General features: G+C 33.6%; 13 protein-coding genes. 9 read left to right on the forward strand and 4 right to left on the reverse strand.

All coding sequences use genetic code 11. From position 1 onward, the window contains the following. Window positions 1-124 precede the first annotated feature (124 nt). Complete coding sequence (locus AC4FQX_RS06835) at window positions 125-733, reverse strand: superoxide dismutase (RefSeq protein ID WP_491166934.1); 609 nt, start codon at window positions 731-733, stop codon at window positions 125-127. A gap of 194 nt (window positions 734-927) precedes the next feature. On the opposite strand from AC4FQX_RS06835, the gene AC4FQX_RS06840 reads away from it, so the two are divergent. The 4 genes from AC4FQX_RS06840 (at window position 928) to AC4FQX_RS06855 (ending at window position 9678) form a co-directional block, all read left to right on the forward strand. Beyond that, a complete protein-coding gene (locus AC4FQX_RS06840; RefSeq protein WP_491166935.1) occupies window positions 928-4080 on the forward strand; it encodes a UvrD-helicase domain-containing protein in 3153 nt (1050 codons plus the stop codon). A 59-nt stretch (window positions 4081-4139) separates the two neighbouring features. Continuing rightward, on the forward strand, window positions 4140-5339 hold the full coding sequence (kbl, locus tag AC4FQX_RS06845) for a glycine C-acetyltransferase (RefSeq protein WP_491166936.1): 1200 nt from the start codon (window positions 4140-4142) through the stop codon (window positions 5337-5339). 105 nt (window positions 5340-5444) lie between these two features. Further along, window positions 5445-6845, forward strand: a complete 1401-nt coding sequence (locus AC4FQX_RS06850) for an OmpA family protein (RefSeq protein WP_491166937.1) — start codon at window positions 5445-5447, stop codon at window positions 6843-6845. A gap of 64 nt (window positions 6846-6909) precedes the next feature. Beyond that, window positions 6910-9678, forward strand: a complete 2769-nt coding sequence (locus AC4FQX_RS06855) for a PD-(D/E)XK nuclease family protein (protein ID WP_491166938.1) — start codon at window positions 6910-6912, stop codon at window positions 9676-9678. Here AC4FQX_RS06855 and AC4FQX_RS06860 read toward each other — a convergent pair. Beyond that, complete coding sequence (locus AC4FQX_RS06860; protein WP_491166939.1) at window positions 9671-10456, reverse strand: alpha/beta fold hydrolase; 786 nt, start codon at window positions 10454-10456, stop codon at window positions 9671-9673. The two genes, AC4FQX_RS06855 and AC4FQX_RS06860, sit on opposite strands and share 8 nt — an antisense overlap. A gap of 90 nt (window positions 10457-10546) precedes the next feature. Here AC4FQX_RS06860 and AC4FQX_RS06865 point away from each other — a divergent pair, with 90 nt between their 5' ends. Beyond that, window positions 10547-11167, forward strand: coding sequence for a Type 1 glutamine amidotransferase-like domain-containing protein (locus AC4FQX_RS06865; RefSeq protein ID WP_491166940.1), 621 nt, complete (start codon window positions 10547-10549; stop codon window positions 11165-11167). 156 nt (window positions 11168-11323) lie between these two features. Here the strand turns inward: AC4FQX_RS06865 and AC4FQX_RS06870 are convergent, their stop codons facing one another. Together AC4FQX_RS06870 and AC4FQX_RS06875 are read right to left on the reverse strand one after the other, a co-directional pair. After that, complete coding sequence (locus AC4FQX_RS06870) at window positions 11324-12616, reverse strand: aminopeptidase P family protein (protein WP_491166941.1); 1293 nt, start codon at window positions 12614-12616, stop codon at window positions 11324-11326. 29 nt (window positions 12617-12645) lie between these two features. Further along, a complete protein-coding gene (locus AC4FQX_RS06875; protein ID WP_491166942.1) occupies window positions 12646-14007 on the reverse strand; it encodes a hydroxymethylglutaryl-CoA synthase family protein in 1362 nt (453 codons plus the stop codon). 171 nt (window positions 14008-14178) lie between these two features. On the opposite strand from AC4FQX_RS06875, the gene AC4FQX_RS06880 reads away from it, so the two are divergent. The 4 genes from AC4FQX_RS06880 to AC4FQX_RS06895 all read left to right on the forward strand — a co-directional run bounded on the left by AC4FQX_RS06880 (window position 14179) and on the right by AC4FQX_RS06895 (window position 19200). Next, window positions 14179-15042, forward strand: a complete 864-nt coding sequence (locus tag AC4FQX_RS06880; RefSeq protein WP_491166943.1) for a ChaN family lipoprotein — start codon at window positions 14179-14181, stop codon at window positions 15040-15042. A 223-nt stretch (window positions 15043-15265) separates the two neighbouring features. Further along, window positions 15266-16663, forward strand: coding sequence for a DHA2 family efflux MFS transporter permease subunit (locus AC4FQX_RS06885; RefSeq protein ID WP_491166944.1), 1398 nt, complete (start codon window positions 15266-15268; stop codon window positions 16661-16663). A 139-nt stretch (window positions 16664-16802) separates the two neighbouring features. Further along, window positions 16803-17900, forward strand: coding sequence for an NADH:flavin oxidoreductase (locus tag AC4FQX_RS06890; protein WP_491166945.1), 1098 nt, complete (start codon window positions 16803-16805; stop codon window positions 17898-17900). A 469-nt stretch (window positions 17901-18369) separates the two neighbouring features. Beyond that, window positions 18370-19200 (forward strand): succinate dehydrogenase cytochrome b subunit, encoded by an 831-nt coding sequence (locus AC4FQX_RS06895; protein ID WP_491166946.1) that lies wholly within the window; start codon window positions 18370-18372, stop codon window positions 19198-19200. Window position 19201: the final 1 nt, after the last annotated feature.

Here is a 19201-nt window from a genome sequence, read left to right on the forward strand (position 1 = left end):
AACAGGTTTCTTTTAAACTGTTATGTATTGTATTTAAAACAGTATCTTTTCTCTTGGTTCTTTCTTCTTTTCTCTAAGGTATTGTATATAAAAAACCTCCTGAATTTCAGGAGGTTTTTTATTCTTATTTTTCAGAAGCATATCTGCTTGCTACTTCATCCCAGTTAATTACATTAAAGAAAGCTTCAATATAATCCGGTCTTCTGTTTTGATAATTTAAATAGTAAGCGTGTTCCCAAACGTCCATTCCTAAGATAGGAGTTCCGCCACAACCTACTTCCGGCATTAAAGGGTTGTCCTGATTTGGTGTTCCGCACACATCCAGTTTTCCACCTTTATGTACACATAACCAAGCCCATCCTGAACCAAACTGAGTTGCACCCGCTTTAGAGAATTTAGCTTTAAATTCTTCAAAAGAGCCAAATGCAGCATCAATAGCATTAGCCAAATCCCCTTTAGGAAGTCCGCCACCATTTGGAGACATTACTTTCCAGAATAAATTGTGGTTGTAAAACCCACCACCATTATTTCTTACGGCAGCGTTTGATTTGTCTAGGTTGATTAAAATGTTTTCAATAGATTTACCTTCTAAATCTGTTCCGGCTATAGCAGCATTTAAGTTGTTAGTATAAGCAGCGTGATGTTTAGAATGGTGAATTTCCATTGTACGAGCATCAATATGTGGTTCTAATGCATCATATGCATAAGGTAATTTTGGTAATTCAAAAGCCATGATATGTTTGTTTTTGGGTTAAAAATATTTAATCCCAAATTTAATCATTTAACTTTGGAATAGAAAATTAATATTTTCTATTCTGAAATAAATATAAATTATCAATTACAGATAAGAAAACAGTGGGTTGGTTACATTAATTGAATTTCCAGAAACAGTAAATTAGGTCTCAGACCTTCAATCATTACATTAAAGTGAACAGACACTCTTTTTCAATATATGATGCTTCCGCAGGTTCAGGTAAAACTTTTACTCTTGTAAAAGAATATCTGAAGATCTTACTGAAGGCAAAACAAGATGATGCATACCGCAATATACTTGCCATAACTTTTACCAATAAAGCAGTAGGAGAAATGAAAAGCAGAATTGTGACCAGCCTGTCAGAGTTCACAAAAGAAAGTCCGGATAAAAAAGCATCTGATCTGATGGATGTACTGGTTCAGGAAACAGGACTGACTCATACTGAGATTAAGAAGAAGGCTCAGAGTATAATTAAGAATATCATTCATAATTATGCTTCCTTTGATATTTCGACTATTGATAAATTTACACACAAAGTAATTCGTGCCTTTGCACATGATCTGAATCTTCCCATAACCTTTGATGTTTCTCTTGAAACCGAAAACCTGTTAATGGAAGCTGTAGACGCAATTATTGCTAAAGCCGGAGAAGAACAGACATTGACTCAGTTGCTTGTTGATTTTACAATGGAAAAAACCGATGATGATAAAAGCTGGGATATTACCAGAGAAATTTTTGATACATCAAGACTGCTGGTAAATGAAAACAACCGAAATGAAGTTGTTCATTTTCAAGATAAATCCATAGCCGAATTCATAGGCATAAAAAAGAAACTGATTGAGATTTGTCAGTCTCTGGAAAAAGAGATCGTTGGTCAGTCCGGAGAAACTTTACAATTAATAGAAAGTAACGCTATAGAACACAGCACTTTTAACAGAGGATTGATCCCAAATTATCTGGTTACTCTTGCAGACGGCAGAATTGAAAAGAGAGAACATCTTTTAAAATATCTGGAAGAAGGGAATCGTTATGCTAAAACAAAACCTGTAGTTCAGCAACAGGCTGTAGATACCATTGCAGGAGAATTGAATTCTTGTTTTCTGAGAATATTTCAGAGTATAGAAAAGTATTCATTTTATAAAGCATTTCTAAAAAATATTACCCCTTTATCTTTATTAAATACCGTTAGTCAGGAGCTTTCCAAAATTCAGACAGAGCAGAACATTCTTTCAATATCAGAATTTAATGCTATAATTTATCGGGAAATTCAGAATCAGCCTGCTCCTTTTATTTATGAACGTTTAGGAGAACGATATAAACATTTCTTTATTGATGAATTTCAGGATACATCCGAAATGCAGTGGTTAAATCTGATTCCGTTAATTGATAATGCGCTTTCCAGTGAAGATCTCACAGGAGACAGAGGTTCTCTGATGATCGTAGGAGACCCAAAACAGTCTATCTACAGATGGAGAGGCGGAAAAGCAGAACAGTTTATCGAATTAAGTAAAGAGTACAATCCATTCAATAACCCCGATAAAGTTATCCAGCATCTGGATAAAAATTACCGAAGTTATTCACAGATTATAGAATTTAATAATGATCTGTTTCAGTTGTTGTCCAATGAATTTGTGAATCCCGATTATCAGGATTTATATGCAAATCACAGCAGGCAAAAAACAAACGATAAAACAGGAGGGTATGTAAATCTTTCCTTTATCCCAAATACAGACAGTGAAGAAGAAGGACTAGATAAAACCGCACAGTATCTTTTGTCGACATTAGTAACAATAGAAAAAGTAAGAGAAAAAGGATTTGAATATAAAGACATTGTTATTCTTACCCGAAAAAAAGATCAGGGAATTGCAGTAGCCAACTATCTGACAGAAGCACGAATACCTATTTTGTCTTCCGAAACATTAATGATCCATAACGCAACAGAAGTTCGGTTAATAATCAATATTCTCCGATATCTGAAAAACAGTATTGATCTGGAAGCAAAAGCAAATTTCTTACAATATATAGGAGAATATATTCAGGATCAATTACCCGTTCATGATTTTATTGCCTCAGGAATGGAACTTATCAATGAGAAGAAATTTGAAGAATGGTTAAGAACATTTGACATAGCATTATCTTTTCAGAATGTGCGAAAAAAATCGTTGTATGAATCAGTAGAGATCATTATTTCAAAGTTTCTGAAACCCGAGCAGAATAATGCTTATGTTCAGTATTTCCTGGATTTGGTTTTAGAAAGAGATATTAAAAATCAGGCAGGAATAACCGATTTCCTGGAATACTGGGATAAAAACGGACATAAATTCAGTGTTCCTTCCCCCGAGGGTAATAATGCTGTCCGGATTATGACCATTCATAAATCAAAAGGATTGGAGTTCCCCGTTGTAATTATTCCCTTTGCAGAAGAAGATTATTCCAGAAAGCCAAAAGATAAATTATGGCTGGATATAGAAGAGTCTGTTTTTGGATTACCAAAAGTTTTAATTGACAATAACAGTTCCATAGAAGGCTTTGGAGAAGAAGCAACAATCGTTTATCAGCAAAAAAGAGAAGAAGAGTTACTGGACAATATAAACGTTCTATATGTAGCGCTTACCCGTGCGGAAGAACAATTGTATATTATTTCATCCATGAATTTAAGCCGTAAAGGAGAAGTGCCAAAAAACAATATGTCCGCCTTTTTTATAAAATATCTTGAAGAGTTAGGTTGGTTTGACAAAGACAAGTTAGAGTATTCCTGGGGGAGTTCAGATAAAGTCTCTTCAGAAGGAAAAGTAACAGATCCTGTAAAAACAATCCCTTTAGTTCAGAAAACATTAGATCCAAAAGCTATTAAAATCGCTCAGAAAGAAGCGCTGATGTGGGGAACTCATCAACAAAAAGCAATAGAGTACGGAAATGTAGTCCATGAAATCTTGTCTTTTGTGAAAACAAGTGATGATATTGATCTCGCAATTACAAAAGCGATAGAAAACGGATTGATTCTGTATGAACAAAAAGAAGAAGTAAATCATACTCTACAACAGGTGGTTACACATCCTGAACTGGTATATTATTTTAGTCAGGGAGTTAAAGTCCTGAATGAGCAGGCAATAATACAACATGACGGACGGACTATAAAACCGGATCGAATTGTTCTGAATAATAATAAAGAAGCTTATTTATTGGATTATAAAACCGGAGAACACGATAAAAAATATGTACAGCAACTAGCAACCTATCAGCAGGCTCTGGAAAAAATGGGTTATTTAGTAGTTAAAAAAGCTCTGGTCTATATTAGTGATGTTGTGAAAGTTGTAGATTTGTAAAAGAAAATATATTGGTGACGTGCCATTTTTGATATGAAACAATTATTAAATATAAAATAATGTACGGAAAAATTAAAGAACATTTACAAGCAGAATTAGATACTATAGAAGAAAACGGTATTTTTAAAAAAGAAAGAATAATTACCTCGCCTCAAGGAGCAGAAATAACCATTTCAACAGGAGAGACCGTTTTAAATTTTTGTGCTAATAATTATTTAGGATTATCCTCTCATCCGGAAGTAGTACAGGCAGCTAAAGACGCTCTAGATACACATGGTTTTGGGATGTCATCCGTGAGATTTATTTGCGGGACTCAGGATATTCATAAAACACTGGAACAAAAGATAGCAAATTTCTATGGTACAGAAGACACTATTCTTTACGCAGCAGCTTTTGATGCCAATGGAGGTGTTTTTGAACCGCTTTTAGGAGAGCAGGACGCTATTATTTCCGATTCTTTAAATCATGCCTCTATTATTGACGGTGTTCGTTTATGTAAAGCAGCACGTTACCGTTATGAGAACAGCAACATGGAAGATTTAGAACAACAACTTATAAAAGCAAAAGAAGAAGGAAGACGCTTTAAAATAATTGTGACTGACGGCGTGTTCTCTATGGATGGGGTTGTTGCTCCATTAGATAAAATCTGTGATCTTGCAGATAAATATGATGCACTGGTGATGGTTGATGAATGCCATGCAGCCGGATTTATTGGAGCAACAGGCAAAGGGACTATGGAAGCAAAAGGAGTAATGGGAAGAGTAGATATTATTACCGGAACATTAGGGAAAGCTCTAGGAGGAGCAATGGGAGGATATACTACTGCCAAAAAAGAAATAATTGAATTATTACGTCAGAGGTCAAGACCCTATTTATTTTCTAATTCATTAGCACCGTCTATTGTAGGAGCTTCAATTAAAGTTTTTGAATTACTGGAAAAAGATACTGCTTTGAGAGACAAATTAGAGTGGAATACCAATTATTTCAAAGTCGGAATGAAGAAAGCCGGATTTGATATCATTGACGGAGATTCTGCAATTGTTCCTGTAATGTTATATGATGCAAAACTTTCTCAGACTATGGCAAATGAGTTATTGAAGAAAGGAATTTATGTAATCGGGTTTTTCTATCCGGTAGTTCCAAAAGATAAGGCAAGAATAAGAGTTCAATTATCGGCTGCACATACCCAAGAACACCTTGATAAAGCGATAAAAGCATTCACAGAGGTTGGAATTAGTCTAAATATCATCTCAAAATAGCCTTTTTTAACTTTAAAACTGTTTTTTTTAATATTAAACTTTGTAATTAATTTATAAGACATTACTTTTGTCTGTATAACGTATTTTAATCAAATAAAATCAAGTATGAAAAATCTTAACAAACTTTTTGCTGCTGTTTTGTTGGTAATGGGAATTAGTTCTTATGCCCAAGATAGTGACAATCCATGGGCTATAAGCTTTGGGGTCAACGCTGTTGACACTAAAACTAGTGCTAGTCAGGCTTCTTTCGAGGGTCACTTCTCGGAATTTTTTAATGCTGGTGATAACTGGAATATTCTTCCTTCAGTATCTTACTTAAATGTAACGAGATACGTTGGACAAGGATTCTCTTTCGGTATTACTGGTTCTGTTAACAAAATTGACAAATTAGTTCAAAAAGCAAATGATGGTACTAAAACGGGTACTTATGTAATGAATCCTGGTGATTTAACTTACTACGGTATCGACGGGTTAATTAAATATAGCTTTAAAGATTTGATTAAATCTAAAGTTATTGATCCATCTTTACATGTTGGTGGGGGTTATACTTGGATTGGATCTGATATGCACGCGGCTACTTTAAATGGTGGTGCAGGTATTACTTTCTGGTTTACACAAAACATTGGTCTTTCATTACAGTCTAGCTACAAAAAATCGTTTGAAGACAGAGTTGATATGCCTTCTCACTTCCAACACTTAGCTGGTCTTACTTTCAAATTTGGTGGAAAAGACACTGACGGAGATGGTATCTATGATAAAGATGACGAATGTCCAGAAGTTGCAGGTTTAAAAGAATTCAACGGATGTCCTGATACAGACGGAGATGGTATTCCAGACAAAGATGACGAATGTCCGGAAGTTGCAGGTCTAAAAGAATTCAACGGATGTCCTGATACAGACGGAGATGGTATTGCTGATAAAGATGATGCTTGTCCAGAAGTTGCAGGTCCAAAAGAATTCAACGGATGTCCTGATACAGACGGAGACGGTGTTGCTGATAACTTAGACAAATGTCCAGAAGTTAAAGGTCCAAAAGAAAACAACGGTTGTCCTTGGCCAGACAGAGACGGAGACGGTGTTGCTGATAAAGATGACAAATGTCCAGATGTTAAAGGAACTGTAGCTAATAACGGTTGTCCTGAGGTTGATGAAGTAGTTATGAAAAAATTAAACGACTTCTCTAAAACAATCTTATTCGATACAGGTAAAGCTACTATCAAAAAACAATCTTTAGAGGTATTACATTCTATGGCGAAAATTATGGAAGAGTATCCAAATTCTAACTTTAGAATAGAAGGTCATACAGATATTACGGGTAGTAAAGCTGTTAATACCAGAATTTCTAAAGAAAGAGCTGCTGCAGTAAAAGATTACCTTATTTCACATAGTGTTAGTGCAGGAAGATTAACTTCTGAAGGATTCGGTCCAGATAAACCAATCGCTACTAACAAAACAGCTGCCGGTAGAGCGCAAAACAGAAGAGTTGAAGTTATTTTAGTAAAATAATTTCTTTCTAAAATATTTATTGAAACGCCCTGATTTATCAGGGCGTTTTTTTTATTTTTACCCTATGACGAATATTTCTTTTTTAAATAAACTTAGTCAGGAATTAATAGAAAATTATGGAGATGATTTATCTAAGTCTGTAATAATTCTGCCTAATAAAAGAGCAAAAATATTTTTAATAGAAGCTCTTAAAAAAAATATTGATACAATTATTTTTGCTCCTCATATTATTAGTATTGAAGAGTTTATTCAGGATGTTGCTAGTGTAAGAACAATTGACAGCGTAGAGTTATTATTTGAATTCTACAGAGTTTATTTAAGTGTAACAACAGAGGAAGAACAACAACCTTTCGAACAGTTCGCAAACTGGGGTAAGACTTTATTACAGGATTTTAATGAAATTGATCGCTATTTACTCAAGCCGGACCATGTTTTTTCTTATTTAAAAGATATTGAAGATATTAAGCACTGGTCTCTTGATCCGGAGAAAAAAACAGATATGATTGAAAAGTATTTGGAATTCTGGAAGTTGCTACCGAATTATTATTTGTCATTATACAATCATTTACTTCAAAAAGGAATAGGGTATCAGGGATTAATATACAGAGAAGCAGTTGAGAATTTAGATCACTTTTCGAATAGTTTAAAAGAAGAATTTTTCATTTTCGCAGGTTTTAATGCACTTAACGCCGCAGAAGAACGAATTATCCAGCATTTAATTGCAATTGGAAAAGCAGCCGTATACTGGGATATAGACAGAGTTTTTATCGAAGACCCGTTTCACGATGCAGGATATTTTGTCAGAAGTTTTAAAGAAAACTGGAAGCATTATAAAAGTCATCCGTTTCAATGGATTGTAGACGATTTCAGCCAGGAAAAAAACATTCAGATCATTGGCACACCAAAAACAGTTGGTCAGGCAAAGATCGTAGGAAATATTATAGAAAAGGAGATTGAGAAATCTGCCGGAGCTAATTTAGAAAATATAGCAGTCGTTCTGGGAGAAGAAAATTTACTGATACCTCTTTTGTATTCCCTTCCGTCAGGCGTTGGAAGTCTTAACGTTACAATGGGCTATTCCAGTAAGAATAACCCGGTTCAGATATTAATAAACAAACTGTTTAGGTTGCATATTCATGCAAAAACAAGGAATGAAAAAAGTTATGTTTTCTATTATAAAGACCTTTTAGATATACTGACCCATCCTTTAATAGAACCTTTTATTGAAGCGTCAGATTTGATTAATATTATCAATGTCAATAATTTCACCTTTATCACCTATCAGAAACTGATAGAGCTAAGTTCAAATTCCAATGCGTTTTTTGATCTTCTGTTCAATAAATGGGGAGATAGCTCAAAAGAAATTTTAAGTAATCTGGCTTCTTTATTATTGCTAATTAAAGATAAACTCGATAATGATAATGAAGAAGAGAAGATTACAAAAGCATTTATATATGCAGTTTATAAAGTAATAAATAAATTAATAAACTACTTTTCAAAATACCCGTATATTGATAAAATAGACACGTTATATGCTATCTATAAGCAGGTAATTGATTTAGAAGAGGTGTCTTTTGAAGGAGAACCTCTCACAGGTTTACAGATTATGGGAGTTCTGGAGTCGCGTGTTCTGGATTTTGAAACCGTTATAATTACATCCGTTAACGAAGGGAAATTTCCGGCGGGAAAATCGCAGAATTCGTTCATTCCCTATGATGTAAAAAGAGAATTGGGTTTACCTACTTACAAAGAAAAGGATGCCATTTATACCTATCACTTTTACCATTTACTACAACGGGCAAAAAACATTTATCTGCTGTATAATACAGAAAGCGAAGGACTGGATGCCGGAGAAAAAAGTAGATTCATTACCCAGCTGGAAGTAGAAAAAAGACCAAAACATACTATTACAACCAGTATTTATAATGCTTATTTACCAGAAAAAGCCTATCAGCCGATCGTTATTCCAAAGTCAGAAACCGTAATGACCCGATTACAGGAAATTGCTCAGGTAGGATTTTCTCCGTCTGCATTGACTTCTTATATACGGAATCCGCTTCAGTTTTATTTTCAGAAAATATTGCGATTAAAAGAAGCAGAAGAAGTGGAGGAAAACGTAGCAGTCAATACATTAGGAACCATTATTCATGAGACGTTATATACACTGTACCTGCCTTATATCAATACTTTTTTAAAAGGATCAGACCTGGATCAGATGATGAAGTTAGTAAACGACGAGGTACTGAATCAGTTTCAGCAGGTATATAAATTTGGAGAAATAAAAAAAGGAAGAAATCTATTAGCTTTTGAAGTTGCCAAGCGTAATATTTTTAATTTTTTAAACAAAGAGAAAGAAGCAATAGAAAGCGGTGATGCTATAAAAATTCTGGCTCTGGAAAAAACATACGAACGGATACTGGAACACCCAAAGCTTCCTTTTCCGGTAACTATAAAAGGTAATGTTGACCGAATTGAACAACGAAACGGAAAGATCCGAATTATTGATTATAAAACAGGAAAAGTAGAACAAAGAGATGTTACGATTAATAAATGGGATGATCTCTGTTTAGATATAAAAAACGATAAGATTATTCAGGTATTAGCTTACGCTTATATGTATTTGCCTAACGTATCGGATAATCAAGAAATAGAAGTAGGGATTATATCGTTCAAGAATTTAAAGAATGGATTTTTGCCTTTCAGATCATTTAAAGAAAAAGAAGAAATAACGGTAATCTCTTCTGAGATTTTGGATTTTTATATTGAAGAGTTGGTAATTCTTTTGAATGAAATTTTGGATAAGGATATTCCTTTTGCAGAAAAGATCAATTGATTGTTTTAATAAAATCGATCAGAACTTCCGCTAAAGCCTCTTTATTTTCAATATGACTCATATGTCCGTCCGGAAAATGAACCAGTTGTACAGCAGTATCCTTTATTTGCTCAATAGTTTCATCATAATTCAGAACTGGGTCTTTTTTGCCTAATATAAGCAGAATAGGACAAGTGGCAAGGTGTAATATTGCTTCTCTGTTCTTTCGGATTTTCATTCCTTCTAATGCCGCAACGATGCCTTGAAGTGGTGTTTTCAGAGCCTCTTTTTTTACCTGTTCTATCTCTGTTTGTAACTTTTCTCTGTTATCGGGACTGAAAAGATTCCCTATAGATAGACTGATGAAATTAGTATAATTGTGTTTTACGGCTTTTACCGCGCGATCGCGATTCAGTTTTCGCTCATCACTGTCTTCGATGGCAGTAGAGTTTAGCAATACCAGTCCTTTTACACTTTTCGGATAGAACTCGGCAAACGATAAAGCAACATAACCACCCATAGAATGCCCTATAAGAACAGCCTTTCTAATATGTAGTTCCTGTAAAACCGAATGTACAGCATCCGCCATATCTTCCATAGTATGAATATAACCCAGACAATTTGTAGCACCATGACCTAACAGGTCAATTGTGATGATTCTATTTTTTTTGGATAAAACAGGTATAAAATAATCCCACATCGTATGATTTTCCAGAAAACCATGAAGCAGAACAATTGTAGTTCCTTTTCCGGTATCTGTAAAATTAATTTTAGTATTCTTATAAAGGACTTGTTTCAAGGTTTTATATTAGGATTTTATAAGACAAAATTAATATATATAAAACGAAAACAGTATATTTAGAGATAAAATATTTTAAAGAAATATAAAATGGAAAAGATTTTTTTGACTTCATCATTTATTGACGTTGCTAATTATTTAGAGTCATTTATAGGAGAAAGTAGTAAAGGAAAGACGGTGACTTTTATTCCTACGGCAGGCAAAGTAGAAGAATATACAGGCTATATTGATGATGACAGGAAAGCATTGAGAGAATTAGATTTAGTAATAGATGAATTAGATATAAGTTCAGAGAATTACGAACGGATTGCAGAAAAGATTCTACAGAATGATTATATATTTGTTTCCGGAGGTAATACCTTTTATCTATTACAAGAACTGAAAAATAGTGGTGCCGATCAGCTTATTATAGATCATATTGCTAAAGGAAAGTTATATATAGGAGCTTCTGCAGGTGTCATTGTATTATCCCCGAATATTGAATATGTGACATTAATGGATGATCCGGATAAAGCCAACAAATTAAATGATTTTACAGGTTTGAATATGCTTGATTTTTATCCGTTACCACATTATACAAACGAACCTTTTCGAGAAGCTGTTGAGGAGATTATTTCCCAAAAGAAAGACGTGCTTAATCTTGTGCCAATAAGTAACACACAAGCTATTGAGGTTGAAGGCAAAAACTGCACTGTTATTGGTAATCAATGATGAATTTTCGTAAATCTTTTTTAGGTTTGCATAATGAATTATTCTAACAATTAAACAGATGAAAGTATAAATACGAATAGTTTTGATACCCACATATTACCTAACAGGTTTCCAAAACCTGTTAGGATAAATATATAAACCTGAATTTTATATTAATTAAGAATTCATTAAATGCTCAATTTCATCCGCTTCAATAGGGATGTTACGCATTAAGTTGAACGGTTCCCCTGTTTTTTGTACGACAACGTTATCTTCCAGACGAATACCAAATTTTTCTTCCGGAATATAAATACCCGGTTCTACAGTAAACACCATGTTTTCTTTTATAGGTTCAGTCAGAATACCATAATCATGCGTATCTAATCCCATGTGGTGAGAGGTTCCGTGCATATAATATTTTTTATAAGCAGGCCATTCCGGATTTTCATTTTGAACATCCGCTTTGTCAAGCAATCCCAGACCTAATAATTCAGAAGTCATGATTTTACCTACTTCAAAATGATATTCTTTCCATAATGCACCTGGAACCAATAGTTTTGTAGCTTCATTTTTTACTCTTAAAACGGCTTCATAAACCTTTCTCTGGCGTGGGTTAAAACGACCTGAAACGGGAATTGTACGGGACATATCACTAGAGTAATTAGCATATTCGGCAGCTACATCAAACAAGATCAGATCACCTTCCTTACACTGTTGATTGTTTTCGATATAATGTAAAACGTTTGCATTGTTTCCGGAAGCGATAATAGGCGTATAAGCAAACCCTTTTGAACGATTACGAATGAATTCATGAATGAACTCCGCTTCGATCTCATATTCCGTTACATTAGGTTTAACGAAAGGTAAAACACGTCTGAATCCTTTTTCTGTAATATCACAAGCCTGTTGTATTAATTCGATCTCTTCAGATTCTTTTACAGAGCGTAATCTTTGTAGTATAGGGTTGCTCTTTGCAACCTGATGTGCAGGATATTTTTCTTTCCACCATTTTATAAAACGAGCCTCACGTGTTTCTGTTTCTACAGAAGCTCTGTAATGTTCATTGGTATTAATATATATCGTATCACAATAGGTCATTAATTCATATAATATTTTTTCAAAATCCTGTAACCATTGTATATTTTTGATTCCTGAAACTTCAAAGGCGCGTTCTTTTGTTAGTTTTTCTCCTTCCCAGATAGCAATATGCTCGTTTGTTTCTCTCAGGAAAAGAATTTCTCTTTGATGCTCATAAGGAGCATCAGGAAACAAGACGAGAATACTTTCTTCCTGATCAGCACCACTCAGATAAAAAATATCGCGATGTTGCTGAAAAGGCATTGTGCTATCTGCACTAATAGGATAAATATCGTTAGAATTAAAAACCGCAAGGCTTTTAGGTTTCATTTCTGCAGCAAACTTTTTACGGTTTTTAATAAAAAGATGTCTATCAATTTGGTGATACTTCATAATAGTAGTTATTTATAGTATTTGAAAAATTAGTTAATCCATTTATAATATCGTGCACCTAATAAGGGAGGTATTTCGGTTTCTGTTTTTTCCAAAATCCATTCACAAGATGGTTTCATAATGCTTTCTTTTCGTTCTTTTTTGTGTAACTGAGTATAAGCATTCATATCAACAGGAGTGCTTTGTTCAATAGTTTCAAATAGTTGCTGATCAGCAATACTTTCTTTCCAGCTATTCTGAATTTCTCCTTCAAAAACTTTTGACTTTGATCCGCTTCCGTATGCTAAAAAACCAAATTTACTTCCACTGATTTCATTTTGGTTTTTATAATGATAACACAAAGTAGATAATAAAGCCATAAATATAGATCCGGTGTATAGATTTCCAATATTTGAAGAAGCTATTTCAGCAGGCATTAATTTTTCTTCAACAAAATCTTTATAGATCTGTGTTTTGCTGATACTTTTCAGTTGATTTGGGTAGTCAGGAGTATTGGTAGTTATTTTTGTAGTTTCAGAATTGCTGTCTAAAGCAAAGATCTCCGATAACATTCGTCTTCCCTGAAAAGAATATGGAAGGTGCATTATAATACTTTTCCAGTCTTTATATAAAGTTTCTTTGGTATTTTTTAATTCTTTAAAAGAAAAATAAGCTTGACGTGTTCTGTCCATATAACACTGGTTAGAATATTGTCCGTCAAAAACGGGTTGATCCTGATGTACTTCAATTTCATTTTCTAATATTCCGAACCAGACGTCATTATTCGAATTCCCTGTAATGGTCTCTTTGTTGATAGATCGTCTCGGTTTAAAGAAATCAAAAACACCTTTCGTACTTGTCGCCCAGAGATTATCAAAAGCAATTAGTTTTGGATCTTTTGAAAGAAGTATGGCAACAGCACCAGCTCCCTGAGTATATTCTCCGGTAGATTCAAGATCATATTTAGCAATATCAGTTGTAATAACAATTGCTTTTTTACTTGGGTTTACACGAATAAAATCAATGCAATTCTGTAAAGCATCTACACCCGCAATACATGCAAATGTAAAATCAACAACATCACATTCAGAAAAACTGTTTTCTCCAAACTGTTGTTCCATTAAAGCAACAATATAAGAAGCTATAGGTTTAGCACTATCAACCGCACTTTCGGAGCCAACATAAATTCTTGCTATTTCTTTCGGATTTATTTTTTCTGTGGTAAGCAACTTACTTATCGCATTCGCTCCAAATACTACTGAATCCTGATGAGCATCTGGGATAGTCATGTTTAAAAGCCCAAGTCCTTTTTCCAGTTTTTCAGGTTCTATATTTCTTGCTATAGCTAACGTTTTGATTGGCAGATGTATTTTAGGTAGATCAAATGCCAAAGAATCAATTCCAATTTTCATTTCTATTCTGTTCTTTTTGTGAAGATAAAAATAACACATAATAAGCAGAATCCGGTTAAATGAACTATAAAAAGAGAATATTTTTAATTCAGAACAGAAAAACTTATTTAGTTTCATTATAAATAATAAAGAAATCCTATTTTTGTCACTCAATCTATTAATTTGATTTCCATGAAAATAAATAAGACTTTACTGATATTTTTATGTTTGATAACAACAATAATTTCTGCTCAGAATAAACAGGCTTATCAACTATTTGATAAAAAAGGGAAAAAAATAAGTTATGAAAAAATGCTTAGAAGTATATCAGGTTCAGATGCAGATGTGCTTTTGTTTGGAGAGTTTCATGATAATCCAATCGCGCATTGGCTACAATTTGAATTAACAACTGATCTGATGAGATCAAAACATTTGATTCTGGGAGCAGAGATGTTTGAAGCAGATAATCAGCAGGTTTTAAATGATTATTTAGCAAACAAAATAGATCAGAAAGGTCTGGATACATTAGCGAGACTTTGGAATAATTATAAAACAGATTATAAACCATTAGTGGATTTAGCAAAAACAAATAAAATTCCTTTTATTGCTACGAACATACCCAGAAAATTTGCCAGTCTGGTTTATAAAAAAGGTTTTTCTGCTTTAGATACATTAAGCAGTACAGAGAAAAAATGGATTGCTCCTTTACCAATAGCTTATGACGCTACATTGCCCGGGTATGTCAGAATGTTAGAAATGATGGGTGGTCATGGTGGAGAGAATTTACCAAAGGCTCAGGCAGTAAAAGATGCTACGATGGGCTATTTTATTTTAAAGAATATTCAGGAAAACACGCTCTTTATTCATTATAACGGTTCTTTTCATAGTGATTATTTTGATGGAATAAACTGGTATTTAAAGAAAGGAAATTCAGATATAAAGAGAAGAACAATTGCTACAGTTTCTCAAAAAGAAGTATCAAAATTAGCAAAAGAAAATATAGGTAAAGCAGATTATATTATTGTTGTAAATGAAAATATGACAAAAACATTTTAAAAAGGGTTTACATTGGTTTGAGGTTTTTATAATGGATATAATTCAATTTGAAAAGGACAAACTTAAAAACAGGTTTGCCCTTATTTGTTTAAGACTGTTGTTTACCTAAAATAATTAAAGGTATTATTCTTGATTTTGTAGTAAAAAACCCGTTAACGAAATGTCATTTTTAAAGTTAGCTAAGTTCATTTTTGTAACTTTGCCCATTAAAACAAGATAGGATATGACTGATATAAAGGTGTCGAAATGGCTTCCATGGGTGGCTGCTATGGCGATGTTTATGCAGTCTTTAGACGGGACAATATTAGCAACAGCTTTACCTTCAATAGCAAAGGATCTTAATAAGTCTCCATTAGAAATGCATTCTGTTATCATAGCTTATATGATTACTTTGGCATTATTAATTTCTCTAAGCGGATGGCTTTCTGACAGATTTGGTTCAAGGAATATTTTTATACTCGCAATAAGTATTTTTACTTTAGGCTCTTTATTCTGTGCTTTAGCAACCACACTAGATATGTTAGTTTTGGCAAGGGTTGTACAGGCTGTTGGAGGTTCCATGATGGTTCCTGTTTCAAGACTGGCACTTATTTATTCCTATCCAAAAAATCAATTATTAAAAGTAATTAATATTGTTACAATACCCGGGTTAGTTGGTCCTGTGATAGGTCCGACATTGGGAGGATGGCTGGTACAGGTTGCTACCTGGCACTGGATTTTTTTAATCAATATTCCCATTGGAATTATCGGAGTCTTTTTTGCATGGAAAATAGTTCCAAATTACAAAAGAGAAAATGGTAAGTTTGATTTTATGGGGCTGATTCTCTTTAGTGTAGGACTAGTTGTCCTTTCTCTGAGTTTGGAACTTGCCGGAGACGGGGTTTCAACATTACAGAACAGTATTATATTGTTTCTCGTAGGATTAGGTTTGTTGGTTTCTTATGTTTTATACTCTAAAAGAAAAAAGAACCCTTTGATTGATCTGAATTTATTAAAAATAAGAACTTTAAGAGTAGGACTTTTAGCCAATTTATTTACTCGTTTGGGAATTGGAGGTATTCCTTTAATGTTACCATTAATGCTTCAGCTCGGATTTGGCAGATCACCATTTATTTCAGGAATGATGCTGATTTTTTCTGCAGTGACGACTATGGCTGTAAAATCGATTGTAGTACCTCTGGTGCGATATTTTGGGTATAAAAAACTATTGATCTATAATACAATTGCTTTAGGGATTACCATTGCCCTGTTTGCTTTGCCTGATAAAGAAACCCCTTTGGTTTGGTTGATCCCTGTTTTAGTGATATACGGAGGATTTAATTCTGTTCAGATGACTTCAATGAACAGTATTTCTCTTGCTGATTTAACAATGAACAATGCCAGTGGAGGAAATACAATGCTTTCTATCACTCAGCAGCTTTCTATGAGTTTTGGAATCTCTTTCAGTTCCATGCTGCTAATGAGTTTTAGTGCTTCCGATTTGTTCGATGACCTCAGTATCGCTTTTAAGGTTACTTTCTTAGTGCTTGGACTGGTAACAATATTTTCTTCAGTAATATTCCGGTTTTTAAAACTAAATGATGGTAGTGAAATGTCCGGAGTTAAAGTAGAAGAGGAATAAAATACCTGTTTTATTATTTGATTTATCTACATTGAAGAAGATATTTTTCAGACGATAAATCTGTTTTAAAGAATAATTAAGAATTCTCCGTTGAAAGTTTATTATCTTGTGTATCCAACTTTAAAAATTTCAACGTAAAATGAAAAACAATATATTATTTAATCCGTTCAGTATTAAAAATGTAGTACTAAAGAACAGAATAGTAATGGCTCCCATGACCCGTTCTTTTTCTGTTAATGGTGTTCCGAGAGAAGATGTTGCAGAATATTATAAACGACGAGCACAAGGAGATATCGGTCTGATCATAACCGAAGGAACAGTTATTAACAGACAGGCTTCGTCTAATGATCCCGACATCCCTCATTTTTATGGAGAAGAAGCATTAAACGGGTGGAAAGCTGTCGTTGAAGCAGTGCATAAAGAAGGAGGGAAAATCATGCCTCAGTTATGGCATATGGGAATTGTCTCGAAAATAAAAAAATGGGATCCTCCTTTTGAATTTGAAGGACCTTCAGGATTAATCATGCCAGATGTAAAAGGCGGTCATACAATGACCGAAGAAGACATACAGGATACTATTCGGGCTTTTGCAGAAGCAGCACTTAATGCAAAGAAATTAGGTTTTGATGGTATTGAACTACATGGAGCACATGGTTATTTAATCGATCAGTTCTTTTGGGAAGGTATGAATAAGCGAAAAGACCAGTGGGGAGGCAGTACCATAAAAGAACGTAACCGATTTGCAGTAGCTGTAATAAAAGCAGTTCGTGAGGCTGTGGGAGAAGATTTTCCTGTCGGGATCAGACTATCTCAGTGGAAACAACAAGATTACACGGCTAAAATTGCAAAAACTCCCGAAGAAATGGAAGAGTGGTTGTTGCCATTATCAGAAGCCGGAGTAGATTTGTTTCATTGTTCACAAAGGCGTTTTTGGGAGCCTGAATTTGAAGGTTCAGATTTGAATTTTGCCGGATGGGCAAATAAAATAACCGGAAAATCTTCCATTAGTGTTGGTTCCGTTGGACTGAGTGGTGAATTTACAGGAGCTTTTAAAGGAGAAGGTTCTTCCCCTGAATCTATTGATAAATTGCTGAAAAGAATGAATAATAATGAGTTTGATTTAGTAGCAGTAGGAAGAGCATTACTTGCAGATCCAGAGTGGTTGATAAAAATAAAAACAGAAAAAACAGATCAGTTAAAAGGATTTAAAAAAGAAAACCTGATGGAATTGTATTAATTGAGATTCGTTTTTCTGTTTTCTAAAAAAACATTAGATTGTCAAATTTTCGATTAATAAATAAGTACAGAAAATAAATAAAAGCCTGTTTTAAAATCCTTAATATCCGGATTTTAAAACAGGCTTTTATTATGATATTGTTTTTTGTTCTGACCATTTATCTGTTGTGTTTAATCACAAAAGATTTTCAATTTAGTGAAATTATAAAAAACACATAACAAAGATTTTTTTTTAAAGATTATTCTATATGCTATGGTTTTTTTCTTTTTCCACGTAAGTTTTTTTGAACAAATAAGATAATCTTTTTCTTGTTTTTCCAGTATAATAATTCTTAATTTCAGTATAATATAAGCCTTACAGGTAGTACTTTATATTCATTATAAATTAGCTGTGGTGTTTTGAAATAAGGAGGGATATACCGTACTTTTGTGAGTAATCTTATTTTATAAATAACACAATCAAAATATTTATGGCAAAATCTGCACTTTTAAAGTCATCATTAGCAAAGAAATATTGGATGGCTTTTACAGGTTTATTTTTATGCTTGTTTTTAGTTGGGCATTTAGCTGGAAATCTTCAGTTAATTTTCGGGACTGCATTACAGTTTAACGAATATGCATTATTCATGACAACAAATCCAGCTGTAAAAATATTATCTTACGTAACTTATATCTCGATTATTTTCCATGCTATTGATGGAATAGTTCTGACTATTCAGAACAAAAAGGCAAGACCAATTGGGTATGCGAAAAACAATGCAGCTGCAAATAGTGCTTGGTCTTCAAGAAATATGGCAGTTTTAGGAACGCTATTATTAGTCTTTATCGTAGTTCACATGGCTAACTTTTGGGCTAAAATGCATTTTGATGAAAAAATGCCTCTGCAAACTATCAGTATTGAACAACAAGGTCAGAAATTTGATCTTTATCTGACACCAACAGTTGGAAAATTTATTCCGCTTTCAGATTTTCATGAAAACGGTCTTGTGATTAAAAACAGAACTGAATTTTACGATGCTCAGGCAAATGTAAAAGTAGCAGAAGGATTAAAAGATTTACATAAAATAACAATAGCATTTTTTAAGGATGCTAAATTTGGATTAATTGCTACTATATTATATGTTTTGGCAATGGGTGTCTTGGCTTTCCACTTATATCATGGTTTTTCAAGTGCTTTCCAATCTATTGGATTAACAAAATATAATTCATTCATTAAAGGGTTTGGAAAAGGGTTCGCTATAATTGTGCCGATTCTTTTCGCTATTATACCTTTATATATTCATTTTATTTTAAAAGCATAAT

Source organism: Flavobacterium sp. AK-301, assembly GCF_058310215.1.